Source organism: Stenotrophomonas maltophilia (genome assembly GCF_001274595.1).
Taxonomy (GTDB): domain Bacteria; phylum Pseudomonadota; class Gammaproteobacteria; order Xanthomonadales; family Xanthomonadaceae; genus Stenotrophomonas; species Stenotrophomonas forensis.
Genome location: NZ_CP011010.1, coordinates 4,172,711 through 4,192,925 on the forward strand (window position 1 = coordinate 4,172,711; position 20,215 = coordinate 4,192,925).

The window sequence follows — 20,215 nt, forward strand, 5'->3', positions numbered from 1 at the left end:
AATTCTGTCAACGCCTGGCCATGGCCAGGACCTGGAACATCAAGCCGACGGCGATACCGGCCAACAGCGCCAATGCAGGCAGCTTGAAGACCAGGAACCCCACCAGCAGGACGCCGAAAACCACCACCCACTTGGCCACGATCGCAATGATCAGGCGAGCCATCGCCGATCCTGCGGCCACGGCTCCCCCGCTCAGTGCCATCCGCGCTGCCACCCAGCCACCGGCCGAAATGGCCACACCGGACGCCAGCGCGCCGAGGGCATACTTCGGACCCACCAGCAGGAAGGCCAGGGCCAGGACAGCGACCGCGGCCAGCGGGTAGACCGCGGCGCGCAGCATCAGTCGCCGACCCGCATCAACGGAGTTCAGCACAGGACGTCCCGCGTGGTTGCAAGTGGAGGGCTGAGGCGGCTACAGCAGAGGGGGCCTCATCGAGCCGCCAAATTATAGCAATGGGACAATTTGCGAGACAACCGCTCCCTGTTCATCCCAGGAGGCCGCAAGTTGCGGTAACGGTTACATTTTTGCGTGCCACCCAGGGGACAATGACGTCCGCATGATGCTGCAGCGCAGTATTGAACTTTGGTCGCAGGCTGCGGAACTTTCGCCGAATGCGCCGGTCCGATCTTTCGACCTGCCTGCAGCAACCTCGTCGACGCTTCGCCCCGCAGGTCCCACGATGGCCCCGAAGCCCGGCTCCGGGGCCATCTTTTTGCATCGTCGCGACAGCGCTGAACCGTGCACATCGCGTGGACCATACGTTCACGGATGGTGGACGCCGCCGTCCGGCACAGTGGTCTTCATTCTGATGAACCACTGCAAGGACTCTTCGATGCGCTCCGTTCCCACCCTGCTCGCCCTCTCCCTGCTCGCCGCAGGCGCTTCGTTCGCCAATGCCGCCCACGCCGCGGAAGGCGACGACCGTTTCGCCATCCGCCTGGGTGCGATGAACATCGATTCGGACAACACGCTCCGCGGCAGGACCAACGTGGCTGGCCAGGACATCGCCCTGAACCAGGACTTCAAGCTGGGTGGCAAGGAATGGGAGCCGCGCATCGACGGCATGTTCCGCATCAGCAACCGCCAGCGCCTGCTGTTCAACTACTTCAAGTACGACAAGGATCGCCGCGAGACACTGGACCAGGGCATTTCCTTCGGCGGCGAGAACGTGCCGGCCGGCAGCTTCGTGAAGGGTGAACTGAAGTACCAGGTGGCCAGCCTGGTCTATGACTATTCGGTCGTCGATACCGACACCTTCGACCTCGGCCTGCAGATCGGTGGCGAGTACGCCAAGGTCAGCACCAAGGGTTATGCCGACCTGGGCACCGTGTACGAAGGCCAGTTCCTCGACGAGAAGGCCGACGGCATCGCGCCGGTGGTGGGTGCGCGCATGACCTTCACCCCGTCCGAGCGCTGGATGATCACGCTGCAGGGCCAGTACCTGAACACGCGTTGGGGCAGCTTCGATGACTACAAGGGCGACCTGAGCCGCGCCAATGCCATCGTCGATTACCGCTTCACCAAGAACTTCGGCGTGTTCGCCGGCTACGACTGGTTCAAGCTGGACGTGGACAAGAAGGGCAGCGACGGTACCGTCGGCCTGAAGCAGGAATTCAAGGGCCCGGTCGCAGGCGTCAGCTTCGTGTTCTGATCCCCCGCCCCTTCCACGGCACTCTCTCTCCTGGCGCGGCCTCCGGACTATCGGGGCCGCGCTTTTTTGTGCTGTTTTCCCCTGTGTGCAGGAGCAAGAGCGGCTGGGTCGAGCGCTGGAGGGAGCGGGGGCTGCGTGCGAATGTCCCCCGGCGCCGGCCTGCGGCCGACGCCTCCTCCTTTACTTCGCACGCAACCCCCACTCCCTCCGCGTGTCAGGCATCCAAACGGCCGCAGGCAGCTGTTCTCGACTGTCCGCAAGCCGAGCCGCTGCGCGGGTGGCGGGCGTTTCGACAAAGTAAAGGAGGAGGCGACCGCCACAGGCGGGCGACGGGGGACATTTGTCGAAATGCCCGCCTCCCGCGCAGCGGCCCCAACCCTCGCGATGACAACAGCCGAAGACATTCCTGCAGCCAACGAAAAAGCCCCGGCAGAAGCCAGGGCTTTTCGTTCGGAACGGCGCGGGCGCCTTACTTCTTCTTCGGCATGTACAGATCGGTGATCGTGCCGTCGTAGATTTCCGAGGCCATCGCCACCGACTCGCTCAGCGTCGGGTGCGCGTGGATGGTGTGGCCGATGTCTTCGGCTTCGGCACCCATCTCGATGGCCAGGCCGATCTCGGCCAGCAGGTCACCGGCATGCACGCCGACGATCGCACCACCGATGATGCGGTGGGTCTCCTCGTCGAAGATCAGCTTGGTGAAGCCCTCGGTACGACCGATGCCGATCGCGCGACCGCTGGCCGCCCACGGGAACTTGGCCACGCCGACCTTCAGGCCCTTGGCCTTGGCTTCGGTCTCGGTGACACCAACCCAGGCGATTTCCGGGTTGGTGTAGGCCACCGACGGAATCACGCGGGCGACCCACTCCTTCTTGTGGCCAGCGGCCACTTCGGCGGCCAGCTTGCCTTCGTGCGTGGCCTTGTGGGCCAGCATCGGGTTGCCGACGATGTCGCCGATGGCAAAGATGTGCGGCACGTTGGTGCGCATCTGCCGGTCCACCGGGATGAAGCCACGCTCGGTGACCTGCACGCCGGCCTTCTCGGCATCGATCTTCCTGCCGTTCGGCGAGCGGCCCACGGCCACCAGTACGCGGTCAAAGGTGCCCTGCGCCAGCGCCGGCGACTGGCCTTCCTCGGCGGCTTCGAAGGTGACGGTGATGCCCTTGGCATCGGCAGTGACGCCCGAGGCCTTGGTCTTCAGGTGCACTTCGATGCCCTGCTTCTTCAGGCGGTCGGCCAGCGGCTTGACCAGGTCCTTGTCGGCGCCCGGCATCAGCTGGTCCATGAACTCGACCACGGTGACCTTGCTGCCCAGCGCGCCATACACGGTGGCCATTTCCAGGCCGATGATGCCGCCGCCGACGACCAGCAGCGAGCCCGGCACTTCGGCCAGCTCCAGCGCGTCGGTGGAGTCCATCACGCGCTTGTCGTCCCACGGGAAGTTCGGCAGCTTCACCGCCTGCGAACCGGCGGCGATGATGCACTTCTGGAAGCGCAGCAGCTGGGTGCTGCCGTCGGCAGCAGTGATTTCCAGCTCGTTGGCCGAAACAAACCTGCCGACGCCCTGCACGCTGCGGACCTTGCGCTGCTTGGCCATGCCGGCCAGGCCCTTGGTCAGCTGGTTGACGACCTTTTCCTTGTACTGGCGCAGCTTGTCCAGGGTGATGGTCGGCTTGCCGAACTCGACGCCGAAATCACCGGCGTGGGCCACTTCGTCGATCACCGCTGCGGCGTGCAGCAGCGCCTTGGACGGAATGCAGCCGACGTTGAGGCAGACGCCGCCGAGGCTGGCGTAGCGCTCGACCAGCACGGTATCCAGGCCAACGTCGGCGGCGCGGAAGGCGGCGGTGTAGCCGCCCGGGCCCGAGCCCAGCACGACCATTTCGCATTCGATATCGGCCGGCTTGCCGCTGGACAGCGCCGGCTTCGGTGCGGCCGGTTCAGCCGGGGCGCGGTGCGACGGGGTCACCGGCGGCTTGCTGGCCGGCGCAGCTGCGGCCGGAGCCGGTGCCGCGGCCTTGGCCGGGGCTTCGGCGGCGCCTTCGGTTTCCAGCACCACGACCACGGCGCCTTCGGACAGGCTGTCGCCCAGCTTGACCTTCAGTTCCTTGACCACACCGGCGGCCGAGGACGGCACTTCCAGGGTGGCCTTGTCCGATTCCAGGGTCACCAGACCCTGATCCTTCTTCACCGTGTCGCCGACGGCGACCAACACTTCGATCACCGGCACATCGCTGTAATCGCCGATGTCGGGAACCTTGACTTCAATCGTGGCCATGGTGGTTTTCCTCGTGCCCGGCCGGCATGGCCGGCGGGCTGTCACTGCATCTGTTCACGCGGCCGCGCCAGGGGGCGGCAGCCGCACGGTGGGGGCGAAGCGGTGCCTTACAGCAGCACGCGGCGCATGTCGGCCAGTACCTGCGACAGGTAGGTGGTGAAGCGTGCGGCCAGGGCGCCATCGATGACGCGGTGGTCGTAGCTCAGCGACAGCGGCAGCATCAGCTTCGGCGCGAATTCCTTGCCATTCCAGACCGGCTGGATGGAGGACTTGGAGACGCCGAGGATGGCCACTTCCGGTGCATTGACGATCGGGGTGAACGCGGTGCCGCCGATGCCGCCCAGCGAGCTGATCGAGAAGCAGCCGCCGCTCATGTCGGCCGGGCCCAGCTTGCCGTCGCGCGCCTTCTTGGCCAGTTCGCCGGTTTCCTGCGCGATCTGCACCACGCCCTTCTTGTCCACGTCGCGGATGACCGGCACGACCAGGCCGTTCGGCGTGTCGGCGGCGAAACCGATGTGGAAGTACTTCTTCAGGGTCAGGTTTTCACCGCTGGCATCGAGCGAAGCGTTGAATTCCGGGAACTTCTTCAGCGCCGCAGCACTGGCCTTGATCAGGAAGGCAAGCATGGTCAGCTTGATGCCGGCCTTCTCGTTTTCCTTGTTCAATGCCACGCGCAGGCCTTCCAGGTCGGTGATGTCGGCCTGCTCGAACTGGGTGACATGCGGGATCATCGCCCAGTTGCGGGCCAGGTTCGCGCCGGAGATCTTCTTGATGCGCGACAGCGGCTGCACTTCGGTCTCGCCGAACTTGCTGAAGTCGACCTTCGGCCACGGCAGCAGGTTCAGGCCACCACCGGCGGCAACGGCACCACCGGCAGCGGCCGGCACGCCGCCGCTGAGCGCGGCCTTGACGAACTTCTGCACGTCACCCTTGGTGATGCGGCCGCCCTTCTCGGTGCCGTTGATCTGCAGCAGGTCCACGCCCAGCTCGCGGGCGAACACGCGCACCGCCGGGGTGGCGTACGGCACCTTGGCCGGCAGCACGCCATCGGCATTGAACTGCACCGGCGGGCTGGACGGGGTACCGGCCGAGGCGATCTCGCGGGCGGCCAGCTTGTCCGGCTGGGCCGGAACGGCGACCGGCTCGACCTTGGTGGCGGTTTCGGCGGCGGCCGGGGCAGCGGCAGCGGCGGCCTTGCCCGGGGCCGGCGCAGCAGCGCCCTCGGCCTCGATGATGGCGACCACATTGCCCTGCGACAGGTTGTCGCCGACCTTGACCTTGATCTCCTTGACCACACCGGCCACCGAGGACGGCACTTCCATGGTCGCCTTGTCGCTTTCCAGCGTGACCAGGCCCTGGTCCTTCTTGACCGTGTCGCCGACGGCGACCAGCACTTCGATGACCGGGATGCCGGAATAGTCGCCGATGTCCGGCACCAGGGCTTCAATGGCGCCACCGCTGGCGGCCGGTGCGGCCGGCGCAGCAGCGGCCGGGGCCGGCGCGCTCTGGGTGGCGGCTGCCGGGGCAGCGGCCTTGGCCGGGGCCGGTGCGGCGGCGGCCGGCTTGGCAGCTTCGCCCTCGGCCACTTCGATCAGCGCCACGACCTTGCCTTCGGACAGGTTGTCGCCGACCTTGACCTTGAGTTCCTTGACCACGCCCGCCACCGAGGACGGCACTTCCATGGTCGCCTTGTCGCTTTCCAGCGTCACCAGGCCCTGGTCCTTCTTGACCGTGTCGCCGACGGCGACAAGCACCTCGATTACCGGGATATCGCTGTAGTCACCGATATCGGGGACAAGTGCTTCCTTGATTTCGGCCATGGGGATAACTCCGGCAATCTGGTGTAGGGAAACGTCTATTGTGCGGCCAGCGGGGTCCAGCGCCAACCGTTACAGGTGTTTTCAGTACGCACGCAGCCGGGACACGCTGTTGCTCATGGGTTGCGGCCCTGACCAGTCGGTAGCGTATTGTCCCGACGATGTCCGCTTGATGTCGCCAGCACGTCGGCCACCGGCTGCCAGGCCAGGCGCAGGCGCTGCAGCGACCACGCCGCATTGGCCGGGCTGGTGGAGGGCAGCGCCAGCAGCCTCGGCGGCGCCTCCAGCCGGGGCAGCACCCAGCGCTGGAACGCCTGCATCGACGCCGCGCCATTGCAGGCAATCAGCTCCAGCTCAGGAAGCGAGGCGATCAGTGACGGCAGCGCATTGGGCACTTCCGTGCCGCGCACGATGTCCGCGTCCAGACTGCCGCGCCGCTCGCACTGGCCGATCACATCCCACAGGCCGATGCCCGCGGCGTTCAATGCCTGCAATCGCTGTGCATACGGCAGGCCCGCATCAAACCCGCAGATTTCCGCCAAAAGCGGCCAGAAGCGATTGCGCGGGTGCGCGTAGTAGCGCTGCTCCTGCAGCGACGCCACACCGGGCATCGAACCCAGCAGCAGCACTCTGCAATCCACGTTCACCTGCGCTTGCAGGCCGATGCACATCGTCGCGGCGCTCACATCTTCTCCAACTGAATGAATGTCACGGATGGCCAAAAACCCCATGAATACAGGCTTTTCGTGCTATTCGCTGAACAAGCCAAACCAATTTTTAACGCGCGTCGGATTCGATTCATGTTGGGGCGACTACGGTGTGCTCGCCCCGCAACCGGGGGCCCAAAACAAGAAACATTAGGAGATACCCCCATGCGCTCCATCCGTATCCTGAGTCTCGCCCTGCTGACCTCCGCCGCGTTCGCGCCGGCCGCTTTCGCCCAGGACAGCAGCACCGATACCGCTTCGGGCAAGCATTTTGCCGTTGTTGGCGGCATCTCGCTGCTGCAGCCGAAGAATGATCCGATCGACGGCATCAAGAAGACCGATGGCGGCCCGGCGCCGACCGTCAGCTTCAGCTACTACGTCAACGACAACTGGGCCGTTGAACTGTGGGGCGCCGCCGACAAGTTCGACAACAAGTTCAAGGGCCCGAACAACGTTCGCGTGGGTTCGGTCGAGCAGCAGCCGGTCGCGCTGAGCGGCCAGTACCACTTCGGCCAGGCCGACAACGTGTTCCGTCCGTTCGTGGGCGTGGGCTACTACCAGTCGAGCTTCAGCAGCGAAAAGCTGGCCGACGGCAGCAGCTCCGACATCCGCCTGAAGGACGCCAAGGGCGTGATCGGCACCGTCGGCGTGGACATGAACATCAATTCCACCTGGTTCGCCCGTGCTGACGCCCGCTACATGCGCGCCCGCCCGGACGTGAAGGTTGGCGGCGAGAAGATCGGCGAAGCCAAGATGGATCCGTGGACCGTCGGCTTCGGCATCGGCGCCCGCTTCTGATCCAGGCAGCACCGCTCCATTGATGCAACGCGACGGGCCCTTCGGGGCCCGTCGTCGTTTCCGTCACCTGCGGTCTGTAGAGTCGAGCTTGCTCGACTCTCGTCAACGCAGTCGAGCAAGCTCGACTCTACAGACACAGGACACGGAGGCGCGATGGAGGAGGTTGACCTGCTGGTGATCGGTGGCGGCATCAACGGTGCCGGCATCGCCCGTGACGCGGCCGGTCGCGGCCTGCGGGTGCTGCTGTGTGAACAGCATGACCTGGCCGCGCACACCTCCAGTGCCAGCAGCAAACTGATCCACGGCGGCCTGCGTTACCTGGAACAGGGTGAACTGGGCCTGGTGCGCAAGGCACTGGGCGAGCGCGAGGTGGTGCGCCGGCAGGCACCGTACCTGGTCCATCCGTTGCGCTTCGTGCTGCCCTGGGAACCGCATCTGCGCCCGCGCTGGATGCTGCGCGTGGGGCTATGGCTGTACGACCACCTGGGCCGGCGCAGCCCTGCCTTCCCCGCCTCGCAGGCGCTGGACCTGCAGCAGGATTCGCTCGGCGCCTGGCTCTCCCCGGTGCTGCGGCGGGCCTTCAGCTATGCCGATGCACAGGTCGATGATGCGCGGCTGGTACTGCTGAACGCACTGGATGCCGCGCAGCGCGGCGCGCAGGTGCAGGTGCGCAGCCGCTGCATCGAGCTGCGTGCGCTGCAGGGCCGTTGGCAGGCCGTGCTGGAAACCCACGATGGTCAGCAACGGCACGTGATCGCACGCGCGGTGGCCAATGCCGCGGGCCCGTGGGCGGGCGGCCTGCTGGAACGGATGCAGGCGCGCAGCGGCGGCCCCGCCCTGCGCCTGGTGCAGGGCAGCCACATCGTGCTGCGCCGCCCCTGGCCCGATGACAGCGCCTGCCTGCTGCAGCAACCCGATGGCCGGGTGGTGTTCCTGCTGCCCTTCGCCCAAGACCACCTGCTGGTCGGCACCACCGACACCGATTACCGTGGCGATCCGGCGCGCTGCAGCGTGCTGCCGTCCGAGCTGGCCTACCTGTGCGATGCCGCCAACCGCTACCTGCGTGAACCGATCACCGCCGCGGACGTGGCCTGGCAGTTCGCCGGTGTGCGCCCGCTGCTGGCCGACCCGGACCCGCGTGCGGCGAAGCTTAGCCGCGACTACCGCCTGCAGGTACAGTCCGATCCGGCGCCGGCACTGCATGTGCTCGGCGGCAAACTGACCACCTATCGGGTACTGGCCGAAGAGGCACTGGACCTGCTGCGCCCTGCCCTACCGCAGATGGGGCCCGCCTGGACCGCAACCGGAGCCGCACTGCCGGGCAGCGACTGGGGGGACGCCGCACAGGCCCGCTCGCAGCTGAGCGCGCGGGCTCCCTGGTTGCCCGCGGACATCGCGCGACGCTGGGCCGGGGCCTACGGCAGCCGCAGCGCGTCGTTGCTGGGCGCGGCGCAATCCATGGACGATCTTGGCGAGCACTTCGGTGCGGGCCTGCATGCGCGCGAAGTGGATTTCCTGCGGGAGCATGAGTGGGCGCACGACGCCGATGATGTGCTGTGGCGGCGGAGCAAGCTGGGGTTGCGGCTGGATGCCGCGCAGGTGCCGCGGCTGCAGGCATGGATGGATAGACGGTAGAGTCGAGCTTGCTCGACTGGCATGAAGAGCAGTCGAGCAAGCTCGACTCTACCCATACCATCGCTACCGGAGACGCTGCATGACGCCCCGCTACGTGCTGGCCATCGACCAGGGCACCACCAGTTCGCGCGCGATCCTGTTCGACCGTGCCGGCAACATCGTCGGCAGCGCGCAGCGCGAGTTCGCGCAGATCTTCCCGCACCCCGGCTGGGTCGAGCATGACCCGCGCGAGATCCTTACCAGCGTCTATGCCACGCTGACCGAGCTGCTCAGCCGCGGGCAGATCGACCCGCGCCATATCGCCGCGCTGGGCATCACCAACCAGCGCGAGACCACGGTGGTCTGGGATCGCGCAACCGGCCAGCCGATCCACAACGCCATCGTCTGGCAGTCGCGGCAGAGCCACGCCCTCTGCGAGCGGCTGAAGTCCGATGGCCACGAGGCGCTGGTGCGCGAGCGCACCGGCCTGCTGATCGATGCGTATTTTTCCGCAACAAAGGTGCGCTGGATCCTCGACCACGTGGAGGGCGCGCAACAGCGGGCCGAGCGCGGCGAACTGCTGTTCGGCACCATCGACAGCTGGCTGGTGTGGAACCTCAGCGGTGGCCAGGCGCACGTGACCGATTACAGCAACGCCGCGCGAACGCTGCTGTTCAACATCCACACGCTGGACTGGGATGACGACCTGCTGGCGCTGCTGGACATCCCGCGCGCGATGCTGCCGCAGGTGCGTGACTCCAGTTCGGTATACGCGCACACCCGGCCGCAGTTCTTCTTTGACCATCCGATCCCGATCGCCGGCATCGCCGGTGACCAGCAGGCGGCGCTGTTCGGCCAGGCCTGCTTCCAGCCGGGCATGGTCAAGAACACCTATGGCACCGGCTGCTTCATGCTGATGCATACCGGCACCCAGGCGGTGCGTTCGCGCAACGGACTGCTGACTACCATCGCCTGGGGCCTGGACGGGCGCGTGGAGTACGCGCTGGAGGGCTCGATCTTCGTGGCCGGCTCGGTGGTGCAGTGGCTGCGCGACGGCCTGCGCATGATCGAGCGCGCCGGCGACAGCCAGGCGTTGGCCGCACAGGTGCCCGACAGTGGAGGTGCCTACCTGGTGCCTGCGTTCGTCGGTCTGGGCGCGCCCTATTGGCGCAGTGACGTGCGCGGCGCGATGTTCGGGTTGACCCGGGGCACGCGCAAGGCGCACTTCGTGCGCGCCGCACTGGAAGCGATGGCCTACCAGACCCGCGATGTGCTGGATGCGATGCAGTCCGATGCAGGCATCGCGCTGACCGAGCTGCGCGCTGATGGCGGTGCGATTGGCAACGACTTCCTGGCCGGCTTCCAGGCCGACATCCTCGGCGTGCCGCTGCTGCGGCCGCGACTGACCGAGACCACCGCGCTGGGTGCGGCCTACCTGGCCGGGCTGGCGGTGGGGTTCTGGACCAGCCGCGAGCAGATCACCGCGCAATGGGGCCTGGACCGGCGCTTCGAGCCACAGATGGAGGTGGCGCGGCGCGAGAAGCTGTACGCCGGGTGGCAGCAGGCGGTGGCCGCCACGCTCGCCTTCCACGTCGACTGAGGGTAGTGCCGGCCGCTGGCCGGCAACCCCATGATCCTTGGCGGCGTTTGCAGATTGCCGGCCAGCGGCCGGCACTACCGCATGGCCAGAGCGTCCGTAGCGCCGGTCAGAACGCCGGCAGCACCGCGCCCTTGTACTTGGTTTCGATGAAGGCCTTCACCTGCGGGCTGGTCAGCGCCTTGGCCAGCTTCTGAACGCGGGCATCGTCCTTGTTGTCCGGGCGCGCGACCAGGAAGTTCACGTACGGCGAATCCTTGCTTTCGATCGCCAGCGCGTCCTGGGTCGGGTTGAGGCCGGCATCCAGCGCATAGTTGGTGTTGATCAGGGCCAGATCGACCTGGTCCAGCACGCGCGGCAGCATCGCCGAGTCCAGCTCGCGGAACTTCAGGTTCTTCGGGTTGGCGATGATGTCGCGCTGGGTCGACAACGCGTTGGTCGGGTCCTTCAACTCGATCACGCCGGCCTTGTGCAGCAGGATCAGCGCACGGCTGTTGTTGCTCGGGTCGTTCGGGATCACCACGTCGGCGCCCTCACGCAGCTCGGCCAGCGACTTGATCTTGCGCGAGTACGCACCGAACGGCTCGATGTGCACGCCGATCACCTTCACCAGGTCGGTCTTGCGGTCGCGGTTGTAGGCATCCAGGTACGGCTCGGTCTGGAAGTAGTTGGCGTCCACCTGCTTCTGCACCAGCTGGTCGTTGGGCTGCACGTAGTCGTTGAACACGCGCACGTCCAGGTCCACGCCTTCCTGCTTGAGGATCGGCTTGACCACCTCGAGGATCTCGGCGTGCGGCACGGCCGTGGCGGCCACCACCAGCTTCTGCGAGGGTTCGCCGGATTTGCCGCAGGCGGTCAGGGCCAGCGCAGCGGCAAGCAGGGGCAGCAACAGGGTCTTCTTCATGGGCGGTGGGGTTCTCGTGGGGAGGGTCAGGCGTTGTCGTAGTTGCTCAGGGCCAGCTCGAGCAGGGCCTTGGCCTGCTCGCGCAGCATCACCGGCTCCACGATCTCGGCATCCGAGCCATAGTGCAGCACGTCCATCAACAGCTCGCGCGAGACGCTGTACGGCACCTTCAGTTCATAGCGGCCATCGGCCAGGAAGCGGCCCTGCTGCTTGGAGTGCCAGTGCTCGTCGGCCACCCAGCGCGCGGCCTTGGCGCTGAACAGGATGGTCGCCCAGCCCTTCGGCGCGCCGGAGAAGATCCCGTAGCTGGCGCCCAGCTGCTCGTCCAGTTCGCTGTCGGCAACATCGCGCGCAGTGCTGTCGACCACCCGCGCCTTGTGGATGCGGTCGACGGCGAAGCTGCGCAGGGCGTCGCGGTCGTGGTCCCAGGCATCCAGGTACCAGTTGTCGCGGTAGTGGGTCAGGCGCTGCGGCGAGACCGTGCGCTTGGTCGGCTCGTCGGTGGAGCGGGCGCGGTACTCGAACGCCAGCTGACGGCGCTCCAGCACCGCCGAAGCCACGCTGCGGAAGCTGCCTTCATCGAACTTGCGCCCACGGTGCGGGATCACCCGCACGCGGTCCACCGGCCAGCTGGAGACACCTGCCTGGGCCGCCAGCAGGCTTTCGATGCGCTGCTGCAGCGGTGCCAGCACCGAGGACAGCACGCCGCCGCCGGTGCGCGCCAGCAGGTGCTGCGAGGCCAGCAGGGCGTGCAGTTCCTCCGAGCTCAGCCACAAGCCGGGCAGCTCGAAGCGGTCGCTCTCGTCGGCGTGGTAGCGGAAGCCGGCTTCTCCGTCGCCCTCGATCGGCGCCATCAGCGCGTCGCGCAGGAAGGCCAGGTCGCGGTAGACGGTGGCACGGGAACAACCGAGCTTGTCCTGCAGGGTCGCCACCGTCACCGGATAGCGAGCGGACTTGAGCAGACGATGCAGGGCGGTGATGCGTTCGTATCGGTCCATACCCCCGATTATGTCCGACTCGCGGGTCTTGTGTGGGACGTTTGGGCTATCGTGGTCGCCCCCACCCCCATGGAACGCCCGATGCGCCGGTTGCCTGCCCTGTCCCTGCTGGCCTGCCTGCTGCTGGCCGCCTGCGATCGCGCACCAGCGCCGGCCAGCACCGAAGCCCCGGTACCGGCCGCCGATCCGGCGCAGGCCGTGCTGGGCGCCAGCCAGCGCTTCGCCGCGCTGCGCAGCTTCCACGCCGAGCTGGAGGTGCTGGGCGCCCCCCAGCCGGTGCGCAGCGCCATGGACTTCGTCGCCCCCGACCGTTTCCGCGTGCAGACCCCGGCCGGACCGCAGACGATCATCGGTGACACGCTGTTCCTGCAGGCCGAGGGCGCGATCCGCCAGGTGCCGGCCCCGCCGGGCCTGCTCGAACAGTGGCGCAACCCGTTGCCGGCCGATGCCCTGCCCGCCGACCTGCAGGCCGAGGACCTGGGCAGCCAGACCCTGGACGGGGTCGAGACCCGCCACTACCGGCTGCGTGGCAGCCAGCCCAGTGAGCGCCTGGAGTACTGGGTCGATGCCCAGGGCCTGCCGCGGCAGCTGGTGCGCAGCGGCAGCAGCAATGGCCGCAGCTTCCAGCTGCGCCTGCGCTACTCGCGCTTCAACGATCCGGCATTGCGCGTCGATCTGCCCTGAATAGGCGATCGCGGCAACGTTCGCTGAAGCGCGCATTGGATCGATTCGGACCGCCATCACGCTTCCAGTATCATCACCGGCTGTCAATCGCTTCGGAGAAGCCTCGATGTCCCTGCGCGTGTCCCTGCTGATTCCCCTGCTGCTGTGCGCGCCGCTCGCGTATGCACAGGATGCCTCCGAACTGGCGGCGATGTCCTCGCCGTGGAGCGGCAGCGGCGGCGAGCTCGGCTTCGCATCGGCACGCGGCAACAGCAGCACCGAAAGCTTCAATGGCCGCCTGCGCCTGCGCTACACCGATGGCGACTGGGTGCACAGCATGGACCTGTTCGGCCTGCGCTCGAGCTCGAAGGTGACCGAGACCGCCGACGATGGCACCACCACCCGTCGCAACAACACCACCGCCAACCGCTACACCGGCAGCGCTGGCAGCGCGCTGCAGCTGGGCGAGCACCGCCAGCTGACCGCGACGGTGCGTACCGAACGCGACGACTTCGCCACCTACGACCGCCAGAGTTCGTTCGGCCTGGGCTACGGCACCCGCCTGTGGAACACCGAGCGCTTCTCCTTCGACGCGCAGATCGGCCCCGGTGTGCGCCGCACCCACAGCACCGAGGACGACCGCACCCGTACCGGCATGATCGGTCGCGGCCTGTTCGACCTGAAGTACTCGCTGACCGACAACACCGACCTGGTCAACACCCTGCTGGTCGAATCCGGTTCGTACAACACCTTCGGCCAGAATGACTTCGGTGTCTCGGTGAGCATGAACGAGCACCTGGCGCTGAAAGCCGGCTGGCAGGCGCGTTACAACAGTGACGTGGCCGAGGACAAGCGCAAGACCGACACACTGACCACGATGAACGTGGTCTACAAGTTCAAATAAGCAACGGGCGCCAAAGGCGCCCGTTCTTCTTTCGGTAGTGCCGGCCGCTGGCCGGCAACTGCGCTCAATCAGGATCACGAGGTTGCCGGCCAGCGGCCGGCACTACCTACGGTGGCTCAGACGTTCAACAGCTCGCCGGCACCGGCGTCCAGCAGCATCGTCGCCACGCGCTGGCCCAGCGCATCCGGGTCGCTGGCCGGCCCCACCGCTTCGGCGCGTACCGCGCGGCCGTCACTGGCGCTGCCGACCAGGCCCTGCAGGTGCAGGTCATTGCCCTGCCACTGCGCGATGGCCGCCACCGGCACGTGGCAGCTACCATGCAGCGCACGGTTCATCGCCCGCTCGGCCTCCACACAGGCGCGGGTGGAAGCGTCGTCAAGTCCTGCGAACAGGGCCATCAGGCGTGCGTTGCCGCCATCGCACTCCACCGCCACCGCGCCCTGTGCCGGCGCCGGCAGCCACTGCGGCGGCTGCAGGCGCGCGACGATGCGCTGGCCCAGGCCCAGCCGCTCCAGCCCGGCCACCGCCAGCACGATGGCGTCGTAGCCACCATTGTCGAGCTTGGCCAGGCGGGTGTTGACGTTGCCGCGCAGGTCCAGCAGTTCCAGGTCCGGGCGCAGCGCGCGCAGCTGGGCCTGGCGGCGCAGCGAGGACGTGCCGACACGCGCACCGATCGGCAGCGCCTCCAGCGAGGCGTACAGGTTGGAGACGAAGCCATCAGCAGGGTCGTGCCGGGTCAGCATCGCCGGCAACGCAAACGGCGCGTCCAGCTCCATCGGTACGTCCTTCAGCGAATGCACGGCACAGTCGGCCTCACCGCGCAGCATGGCCAGCTCCAGCTCCTTCAGGAACAGGCCCTTGCCGCCAATGGCGGCCAGCGAGCGGTCCAGCACCTCGTCGCCGCGGGTGCTCATCGGCACCAGTTCCACGTGCAGGCCGGGGTGGGCCTGGCGCAGGCGGTCGGCGACGTGTTCGCTCTGCCAGAGGGCGAGCGGGCTCTTGCGGGTGGCGATGCGGACGGTTTCCATCCGGGCATTATCGCGCCTTCGGCGCGGATACGGCCAACGGCGGAGCCCCTCGTGGCTTGGAGCAGCAGCTGGGCTTGGCCGGGCGGGGTGGGTTCGCGGGGGACGCCGTGAATCCGTCCGTGGAGGCTTGGCCGCGGCATCCATGCCGCGGACACCCCCGCGAACCCACCCCGCCCGGCCTCTGACAGTTTCCGTGCGCGTCCAGCCACGGAAGATCAAAAGAAGAGCAGGAGCAACAGCGGGTCGCTTCGCTCTGAGTCGAGCATGGCTCGACTCTACATTTCCCTTCCCACCCGATAACACCAATGCTTTTGCTGTCCGATGCGGTGGAGAACGAGAGGGTTGGGTCGGGGTGGGGTGGCGGGACCGTTGGCGCCATGGATGGCGCCATCGAGCCCCCATGGATGGGTTTACGGCGTGTCCCGCCACCCCACCCCGGCCCGACCCAGCATGTAAGAACAACGAGCCGACCAACCTGCTGTTGATCTTGATCTTGATCTTGATTTTGATCTGTAAGCAGTCGCGGCCGCAGGCCGCGCGGACCCCTCACAGGTGCCGCAATTCCTGCTTCAGCATCGCCACGCAGCGGCGGCTGACTTCCAGCGGCTGCTTGCCATGCCTCAGCATCGCCTGCACCTGCCCACCCGAGCCACGGCGCAGTTCCACCAACTCGTGGCGTGCCACCAGGCAGTTGCGATGGATGCGGATGAAGCGGCTGGCGAACTCCTCCTCCAGCGACTTCAACGATTCCTCGATCAGGTCTTCGCCACGCGCGTGGTGCACCACCACGTACTTCTCTTCGGCCTGCAGGTAATGGATGTCGTCCAGCGGAATCAGCCGCAGGCTGCCGCGCAGGCGTGCGCACAGCATGCTGCGTGCCTGCTGCCCGCTGTTGTCCTGCGGCTGGCCGTCGCGCCCGGCCAGGAAGGTACGTGCACGTGCGATCGCGGCAGCCAGGCGTTCGGCACGCACCGGCTTCATCAGGTAATCAATGGCCGCCGCCTCGAAGGCCGACAGCGCATGCGCGTCGTAGGCGGTGCAGAACACCACTGCCGGCCGTGGCTCGAAGCTGGCCAGGTGGCGGGCCGCTTCCAGGCCATCCAGCCCCGGCATCGCGATATCCAGCAGGACCAGGTCCGGCTGCAGCTCCGCGCAGGCGTGCAGGGCCTGCTCGCCGTTGCCGGCCTCGGCCACCACGTCAACGCCGTCCTGCGCCGCCAACAGGCTGCGCAGGCGCTCGCGCGCCAGCGGTTCGTCATCGGCGATGACTACCCTCACGATCGTCCCCTCACTGGATCGGCACCGTCACCTGGCAGGCATAGTAGCCCTCGCTCCAGCCGGCCGTCATCCGCGCGGCACTGCCGAAGCGCCAGGCCAGCCGATGGCCGATGCTGTGCTGGGCATGCCCGGCACCGCGCGCCAGCGCCAGCCCCGGGGCCTGCGGATCGGGCGCGGGATTGCGCACGCGGATCTGCAGCTCCTGGCCCTCGCGCACCAGCTGCAGCTCGATGGTGCCGCCTTCGGGCAGGCGCGAGATGCCGTGCAGCACGGCGTTCTCCACCAGCGGCTGCAATACCAGCCTCGGCAATGGCAGGTCCCACGGCAGTGGTTCGTCACGCTGCCACTGCACCTGCAGGCGCTCGCCCAGGCGCAGCGATTCAATCGACAGATAACGCTCGGCCAGCTCGCATTCGTCGCGCAGGGTCGAATCGCCCTCGCCTGCGCCCAACGCGGCACGGAACAGATCGGACAGATCGAGCACCGCGCGCTCGGCCACTGCCGGATCGCGATGCAGCAGGCTGGCGATCAGGTTCATGCTGTTGAACAGGAAATGCGGGCGGATCCGCGCCTGCAGCGCATCGGCCTGCGCGCGCGCGTTGGCCTGCACCTGCGCGGCCCAGCGATCACTCACATAGAAATAGCGCAGCGCCAGCGCCGTGATCAGTGCAGTGGTGGCCGCACTGCCCAGGGTGAAGCGCCAGAAGCTGATACCACTGGCGAAGTTGTCCCCCAGCACCGCGTACAGCGCATGCACGATGCCGGCGCAGACCACCGCGATCAGGGTCGCCAGGGCGATCGCCGCGACCGCGCCCAGTACCTGCGGCAACCTCGACAGCGCCTGCCGCAGCAGGCACAGGCTGGCCGAGACCGCCAACGCCAGCCACAGCGCGAAGCCGCTGGCCGACAGCAGTTCACCGAAGGTCCAGTGGCGACTGCCGTCGGGCGCCAGGGCCAGCACCACCACCACCAGCTCGGCCAGGCCAAGCATCGCCGCCAACCGCGGCAGGCGGCACAGCTCCGGCATCCACGGTGGTGCGCTGGCCGGGGCCATGGCTCAGGCAGCGCCCAGCCGTTCCTGCAGCCAGTCACCCAGCGCCTGGATCTCTTCGGCGCAGACCTGGTGGGCCATCGGATAGCTGTGCCATTCCAGCTCAAGGCCCAGCGCCTGCAGTGCCTGCGCGCTGTGTACGGCCACCGCCTGCGGAATTACCGGATCGCTGCTGCCATGGGCCATGAACACCGGCACCTGCACGGCACCGTCAACTCGCTTGGCGCTTTCAGCCTCGGGCAAATAGGTGGACAGCGCGATCAGGCCGGCCAGCGGCGCGGTGCGTGACAGCGCTGCGGTGAGGATGATCGCCCCACCCTGCGAGAAGCCGGCCAGGAAGATCTTCTCCGGCGCGATGCCACGCTCGATCTCACGTGCGATCAGCGCGTCGAGCTGCACCACCGATTCCTGCACGCCGGCCATGTCGGCGCGCGAACGGAAGTCCATGCCGACGATGTCGTACCAGCCACGCATCGGCACGCCGTTGTTGATGGTGATCGGCCGCACCGGCGCGTGCGGGAACACGAAGCGCAGCGCCGGCCAGTGCGGCCGCACCAGTTCCGGCACGATCGGTGCGAAGTCATGGCCGTCGGCGCCGAGGCCGTGCAGCCAGATCACCGACCACTGCGGCGAGGCGCCGGTTTCCTGTTCCACCGTTTGCAGCATGATGCGGCTCCTTCAAGTTCGAGCCGCATTATGCCGCTGGCGCGGGGCGATCAGTACAGCGGCGGTTGCTCGGCCGCTTCCCGGCGCAGCTGCGCGGCGCGCACCAGCACCGGCGGCGGGATGTTCTCTTCGGGGATGTCGAGCAGGCCAAGGCGGTGCAGGAAGGCGCCCGGGCCGCGCGAGGAGGTCAGTGCCACCACCGGCACCGCCAGCACCATGCCGATCACCACCGGTGCCATCCACGCCGCCAGCGACGGCGATACCGCCCAGGCCAGCACGCCCATGAAGGCACCGAACACGCCCAGGCCACCGTAGCCACGGATCAGCGCCAGCCACGAGATGCCACCGTCGTCGCGCTGCTGTGCGTCCCAGCCCGAGTCGCGGCCGGACAGCACTTCGGCCACGCCGCGCGACTGCACGTACATCACTACCGGCGCCATCAGCGCTGCCAGTACGGTTTCCACCAGCATCGAGACGAACGCGCGGATCGCACCACCGCAGCCGCGACGGTCGACCGGGTCCAGCAGCATCGCCAGGTAGCCCAGCACCTTGGGCAGCAGCAGCACCGCCATGGTGGCGGCGAACAGGCGCACCACCTGTTCCTCGTCCTGGGCCCGCCAGTACACGCTGGGCGACAGGTGCAGCAGGGCGTTGAAGTCGATGCCCTGCTGGAACAACGGGATGGCGATGCCGATCAGCATCAGCATCGCCCACATCGGCGCGGTGAAGTAATGGCCGATGCCGATCAGCATGTGGGTGCGGCTGATCCAGTGCAGGCCGCGGCTGCCCACCACCTTGCCGTGCTGCAGGTTGCCCTGGCACCAGCGGCGGTCACGCACCAGCAGGTCGGTCAGCGTCGGCGGGCCTTCCTCGTAGCTGCCGCCCAGGTACGGCACCATGTGCGCGGCCCAGCCGCCACGGCGCATCAACGCGGCTTCCACGAAATCGTGGCTGAGCACGTGGCCGCCGAACGGCTTGCGCCCCGGCAGCGCCGGCAGGCCGGCGTGGTCGGCGAAAGCGCGGGTGCGGATGATCGCGTTGTGGCCCCAGTAGTTGCTCTCGGCGCCGTGCCACCAGGCCACGCCACGGGCGATCACCGGGCCGTACACGCGGCCGCCGAACTGCTGCATGCGGGCGAACAGGGTGCGGCCACCGATCACCGACGGCAGCGTCTGGATCAGGCCGACATCGGCGTTGTGCTCCATGCCTGCGACCAGGCGCACGATGCTGTCGCCGGTCATCAGGCTGTCGGCGTCGAGGATCAGCATCTGCGGATAGGCACCGCCAAAGCGGCGCACCCAGTCGGCGATGTTGCCGGCCTTGCGCCCACTGTTGTCGCCACGGCGGCGATAGAACAGTCGCGTCTGGCCGTCCGGCACGCGGTCGCGCAGTTCGGCGAACACCTGCTCCTCGGCGCGCGCGATGTCCTCGCGGCGGGTATCGCTGAGCACGAAGAAGTCGAAGCGCTCAAGCTGGCCGGTGGCGGCCACCGATTCATAGATGGCCTGCAGGCCCGCCAGCAGGCGGCGCGGATCTTCGTTGTAGGTCGGCATCAGCAGCGCGGTGCGGCTGTGCACGGTCGGCAGCGGCTTGTCCGGGTCGATGCCGAGGCGGTAGCCACGGTCGAACACAGCGGTCAGGAAGCCCGCCAGTGCGCTGGCGAAGGACAGCGCGATCCAGGCAAACAGGCCCACGAACAACACCAGCAGGCAGGCTTCAAGCACGCTGATGCCATTGGTCGACAGCACCCGCCACATCATCCGCGTGGCCACGGCGGTCATGCCCAGCGTGCCACCGAAAATGTAGAACCGTCGCAGGCCGATCAGGCGCGGCGACGTGCGATGCCGGCGGACCTTGAGGGCGCCTTCGCGCAGGGTCTGCTCGGGCATCTGCAACGGAGATTCAGCAGGCAGCAGCGCCCAGCCGGCATCCAGCCGGGGCGCATCCGCTTCCGCGTGGATGGTCTGACCCCCCATCACCGCCTACTCCGCACGTTCGGCATGGCCGGCCATCCCGGCCGGGCTGCATGCACGAAGGTTCCCGGCGCGCCTTCCCGGCGCCCGCACTTGTCCTGGCTGTGCCGGCCCTTGGCCGCACAGTCGATGTCTGTCACTACCGGAACCCACACGATCTCCAACGGGGCGGAATCGAAAATGCGGCCCAGTCTAGGGCGCCGGATGTAAGCCGGGTGCGAAGGCCTACGCCGGGAATTATCCCCATTCAGCAAACAGCAGGCGATGACGCCCCGCAATCGATGTTG

The 20,215-nt window shown here is 67.6% G+C and carries 17 protein-coding genes; 6 read left to right on the forward strand and 11 right to left on the reverse strand.

All coding sequences use genetic code 11. The annotated features are described in order from the left end of the window. Positions 1–7: 7 nt before the first annotated feature. Positions 8–373, reverse strand: coding sequence for a hypothetical protein (locus VN11_RS18995; RefSeq protein ID WP_006471338.1), 366 nt, complete (start codon positions 371–373; stop codon positions 8–10). A 460-nt stretch (positions 374–833) separates the two neighbouring features. On the opposite strand from VN11_RS18995, the gene VN11_RS19000 reads away from it, so the two are divergent. Further along, a complete protein-coding gene (locus tag VN11_RS19000; RefSeq protein ID WP_053450863.1) occupies positions 834–1,652 on the forward strand; it encodes a hypothetical protein in 819 nt (272 codons plus the stop codon). Between the two features lie 469 nt (positions 1,653–2,121). On the opposite strand, the gene lpdA is transcribed toward VN11_RS19000, so the two are convergent. The 3 genes from lpdA to VN11_RS19015 form a co-directional block, all read right to left on the reverse strand. Further along, a complete protein-coding gene (gene lpdA / locus VN11_RS19005) occupies positions 2,122–3,930 on the reverse strand; it encodes a dihydrolipoyl dehydrogenase (RefSeq protein WP_053450864.1) in 1,809 nt (602 codons plus the stop codon). Between the two features lie 107 nt (positions 3,931–4,037). Continuing rightward, on the reverse strand, positions 4,038–5,750 hold the full coding sequence (gene aceF, locus VN11_RS19010) for a dihydrolipoyllysine-residue acetyltransferase (RefSeq protein ID WP_053450865.1): 1,713 nt from the start codon (positions 5,748–5,750) through the stop codon (positions 4,038–4,040). 113 nt (positions 5,751–5,863) lie between these two features. Next, a complete protein-coding gene (locus VN11_RS19015; RefSeq protein ID WP_080374967.1) occupies positions 5,864–6,433 on the reverse strand; it encodes a DNA-deoxyinosine glycosylase in 570 nt (189 codons plus the stop codon). Between the two features lie 186 nt (positions 6,434–6,619). Here VN11_RS19015 and VN11_RS19020 point away from each other — a divergent pair, with 186 nt between their 5' ends. The 3 genes from VN11_RS19020 (at position 6,620) to glpK (ending at position 10,466) form a co-directional block, all read left to right on the forward strand. Beyond that, on the forward strand, positions 6,620–7,252 hold the full coding sequence (locus tag VN11_RS19020; protein WP_053450867.1) for an OmpW/AlkL family protein: 633 nt from the start codon (positions 6,620–6,622) through the stop codon (positions 7,250–7,252). Between the two features lie 153 nt (positions 7,253–7,405). Continuing rightward, positions 7,406–8,887 (forward strand): glycerol-3-phosphate dehydrogenase, encoded by a 1,482-nt coding sequence (gene glpD / locus VN11_RS19025; RefSeq protein WP_053450868.1) that lies wholly within the window; start codon positions 7,406–7,408, stop codon positions 8,885–8,887. Between the two features lie 79 nt (positions 8,888–8,966). After that, on the forward strand, positions 8,967–10,466 hold the full coding sequence (gene glpK / locus VN11_RS19030) for a glycerol kinase GlpK (protein WP_008268321.1): 1,500 nt from the start codon (positions 8,967–8,969) through the stop codon (positions 10,464–10,466). A gap of 106 nt (positions 10,467–10,572) precedes the next feature. On the opposite strand, the gene VN11_RS19035 is transcribed toward glpK, so the two are convergent. Continuing rightward, on the reverse strand, positions 10,573–11,367 hold the full coding sequence (locus tag VN11_RS19035; protein WP_053450869.1) for a MetQ/NlpA family ABC transporter substrate-binding protein: 795 nt from the start codon (positions 11,365–11,367) through the stop codon (positions 10,573–10,575). A gap of 26 nt (positions 11,368–11,393) precedes the next feature. Next, positions 11,394–12,365: a helix-turn-helix transcriptional regulator gene (locus VN11_RS19040; RefSeq protein WP_008267051.1), complete on the reverse strand. Its 972-nt coding sequence runs from the start codon at positions 12,363–12,365 to the stop codon at positions 11,394–11,396. Between the two features lie 81 nt (positions 12,366–12,446). Here VN11_RS19040 and VN11_RS19045 point away from each other — a divergent pair, with 81 nt between their 5' ends. Together VN11_RS19045 and VN11_RS19050 are read left to right on the forward strand one after the other, a co-directional pair. Beyond that, on the forward strand, positions 12,447–13,049 hold the full coding sequence (locus tag VN11_RS19045) for a hypothetical protein (RefSeq protein ID WP_053450870.1): 603 nt from the start codon (positions 12,447–12,449) through the stop codon (positions 13,047–13,049). A 106-nt stretch (positions 13,050–13,155) separates the two neighbouring features. Continuing rightward, the gene (locus VN11_RS19050) at positions 13,156–13,932 is read left to right on the forward strand and encodes a DUF481 domain-containing protein (RefSeq protein ID WP_006471539.1); all 777 of its coding nucleotides are present in this window, start codon (positions 13,156–13,158) and stop codon (positions 13,930–13,932) included. Positions 13,933–14,048: 116 nt separating this feature from the next. Here VN11_RS19050 and hemC read toward each other — a convergent pair whose 3' ends face one another. The 5 genes from hemC to mdoH form a co-directional block, all read right to left on the reverse strand. Continuing rightward, the gene (gene hemC, locus VN11_RS19055) at positions 14,049–14,960 is read right to left on the reverse strand and encodes a hydroxymethylbilane synthase (RefSeq protein WP_053450871.1); all 912 of its coding nucleotides are present in this window, start codon (positions 14,958–14,960) and stop codon (positions 14,049–14,051) included. 546 nt (positions 14,961–15,506) lie between these two features. After that, entirely contained in the window at positions 15,507–16,238 is a 732-nt protein-coding gene (locus tag VN11_RS19060; protein ID WP_053450872.1) for a LytR/AlgR family response regulator transcription factor, read from the reverse strand. 10 nt (positions 16,239–16,248) lie between these two features. Then, complete coding sequence (locus VN11_RS19065) at positions 16,249–17,292, reverse strand: sensor histidine kinase (RefSeq protein ID WP_008264821.1); 1,044 nt, start codon at positions 17,290–17,292, stop codon at positions 16,249–16,251. 3 nt (positions 17,293–17,295) lie between these two features. Beyond that, the gene (locus tag VN11_RS19070; protein ID WP_080374968.1) at positions 17,296–17,955 is read right to left on the reverse strand and encodes an alpha/beta hydrolase; all 660 of its coding nucleotides are present in this window, start codon (positions 17,953–17,955) and stop codon (positions 17,296–17,298) included. 50 nt (positions 17,956–18,005) lie between these two features. Further along, positions 18,006–19,931: a glucans biosynthesis glucosyltransferase MdoH gene (mdoH, locus tag VN11_RS19075; protein ID WP_053450874.1), complete on the reverse strand. Its 1,926-nt coding sequence runs from the start codon at positions 19,929–19,931 to the stop codon at positions 18,006–18,008. Positions 19,932–20,215: the final 284 nt, after the last annotated feature.

What these genes read in the sequence shown, in the direction of transcription:
- VN11_RS19000 (WP_053450863.1), top strand. Translation starts at nt 834, where the DNA reads ATGCGCTCCGTTCCCACCCTGCTCGCCCTCTCCCTGCTCGCCGCAGGC.
- lpdA (WP_053450864.1), bottom strand. Translation starts at nt 3,930, where the DNA reads ATGGCCACGATTGAAGTCAAGGTTCCCGACATCGGCGATTACAGCGAT.
- aceF (WP_053450865.1), bottom strand. Translation starts at nt 5,750, where the DNA reads ATGGCCGAAATCAAGGAAGCACTTGTCCCCGATATCGGTGACTACAGC.
- VN11_RS19020 (WP_053450867.1), top strand. Translation starts at nt 6,620, where the DNA reads ATGCGCTCCATCCGTATCCTGAGTCTCGCCCTGCTGACCTCCGCCGCG.
- glpD (WP_053450868.1), top strand. Translation starts at nt 7,406, where the DNA reads ATGGAGGAGGTTGACCTGCTGGTGATCGGTGGCGGCATCAACGGTGCC.
- glpK (WP_008268321.1), top strand. Translation starts at nt 8,967, where the DNA reads ATGACGCCCCGCTACGTGCTGGCCATCGACCAGGGCACCACCAGTTCG.
- VN11_RS19035 (WP_053450869.1), bottom strand. Translation starts at nt 11,367, where the DNA reads ATGAAGAAGACCCTGTTGCTGCCCCTGCTTGCCGCTGCGCTGGCCCTG.
- VN11_RS19040 (WP_008267051.1), bottom strand. Translation starts at nt 12,365, where the DNA reads ATGGACCGATACGAACGCATCACCGCCCTGCATCGTCTGCTCAAGTCC.
- VN11_RS19045 (WP_053450870.1), top strand. Translation starts at nt 12,447, where the DNA reads ATGCGCCGGTTGCCTGCCCTGTCCCTGCTGGCCTGCCTGCTGCTGGCC.
- VN11_RS19050 (WP_006471539.1), top strand. Translation starts at nt 13,156, where the DNA reads ATGTCCCTGCGCGTGTCCCTGCTGATTCCCCTGCTGCTGTGCGCGCCG.
- hemC (WP_053450871.1), bottom strand. Translation starts at nt 14,960, where the DNA reads ATGGAAACCGTCCGCATCGCCACCCGCAAGAGCCCGCTCGCCCTCTGG.
- VN11_RS19065 (WP_008264821.1), bottom strand. Translation starts at nt 17,292, where the DNA reads ATGGCCCCGGCCAGCGCACCACCGTGGATGCCGGAGCTGTGCCGCCTG.
- VN11_RS19070 (WP_080374968.1), bottom strand. Translation starts at nt 17,955, where the DNA reads ATGCTGCAAACGGTGGAACAGGAAACCGGCGCCTCGCCGCAGTGGTCG.
- mdoH (WP_053450874.1), bottom strand. Translation starts at nt 19,931, where the DNA reads ATGGGGGGTCAGACCATCCACGCGGAAGCGGATGCGCCCCGGCTGGAT.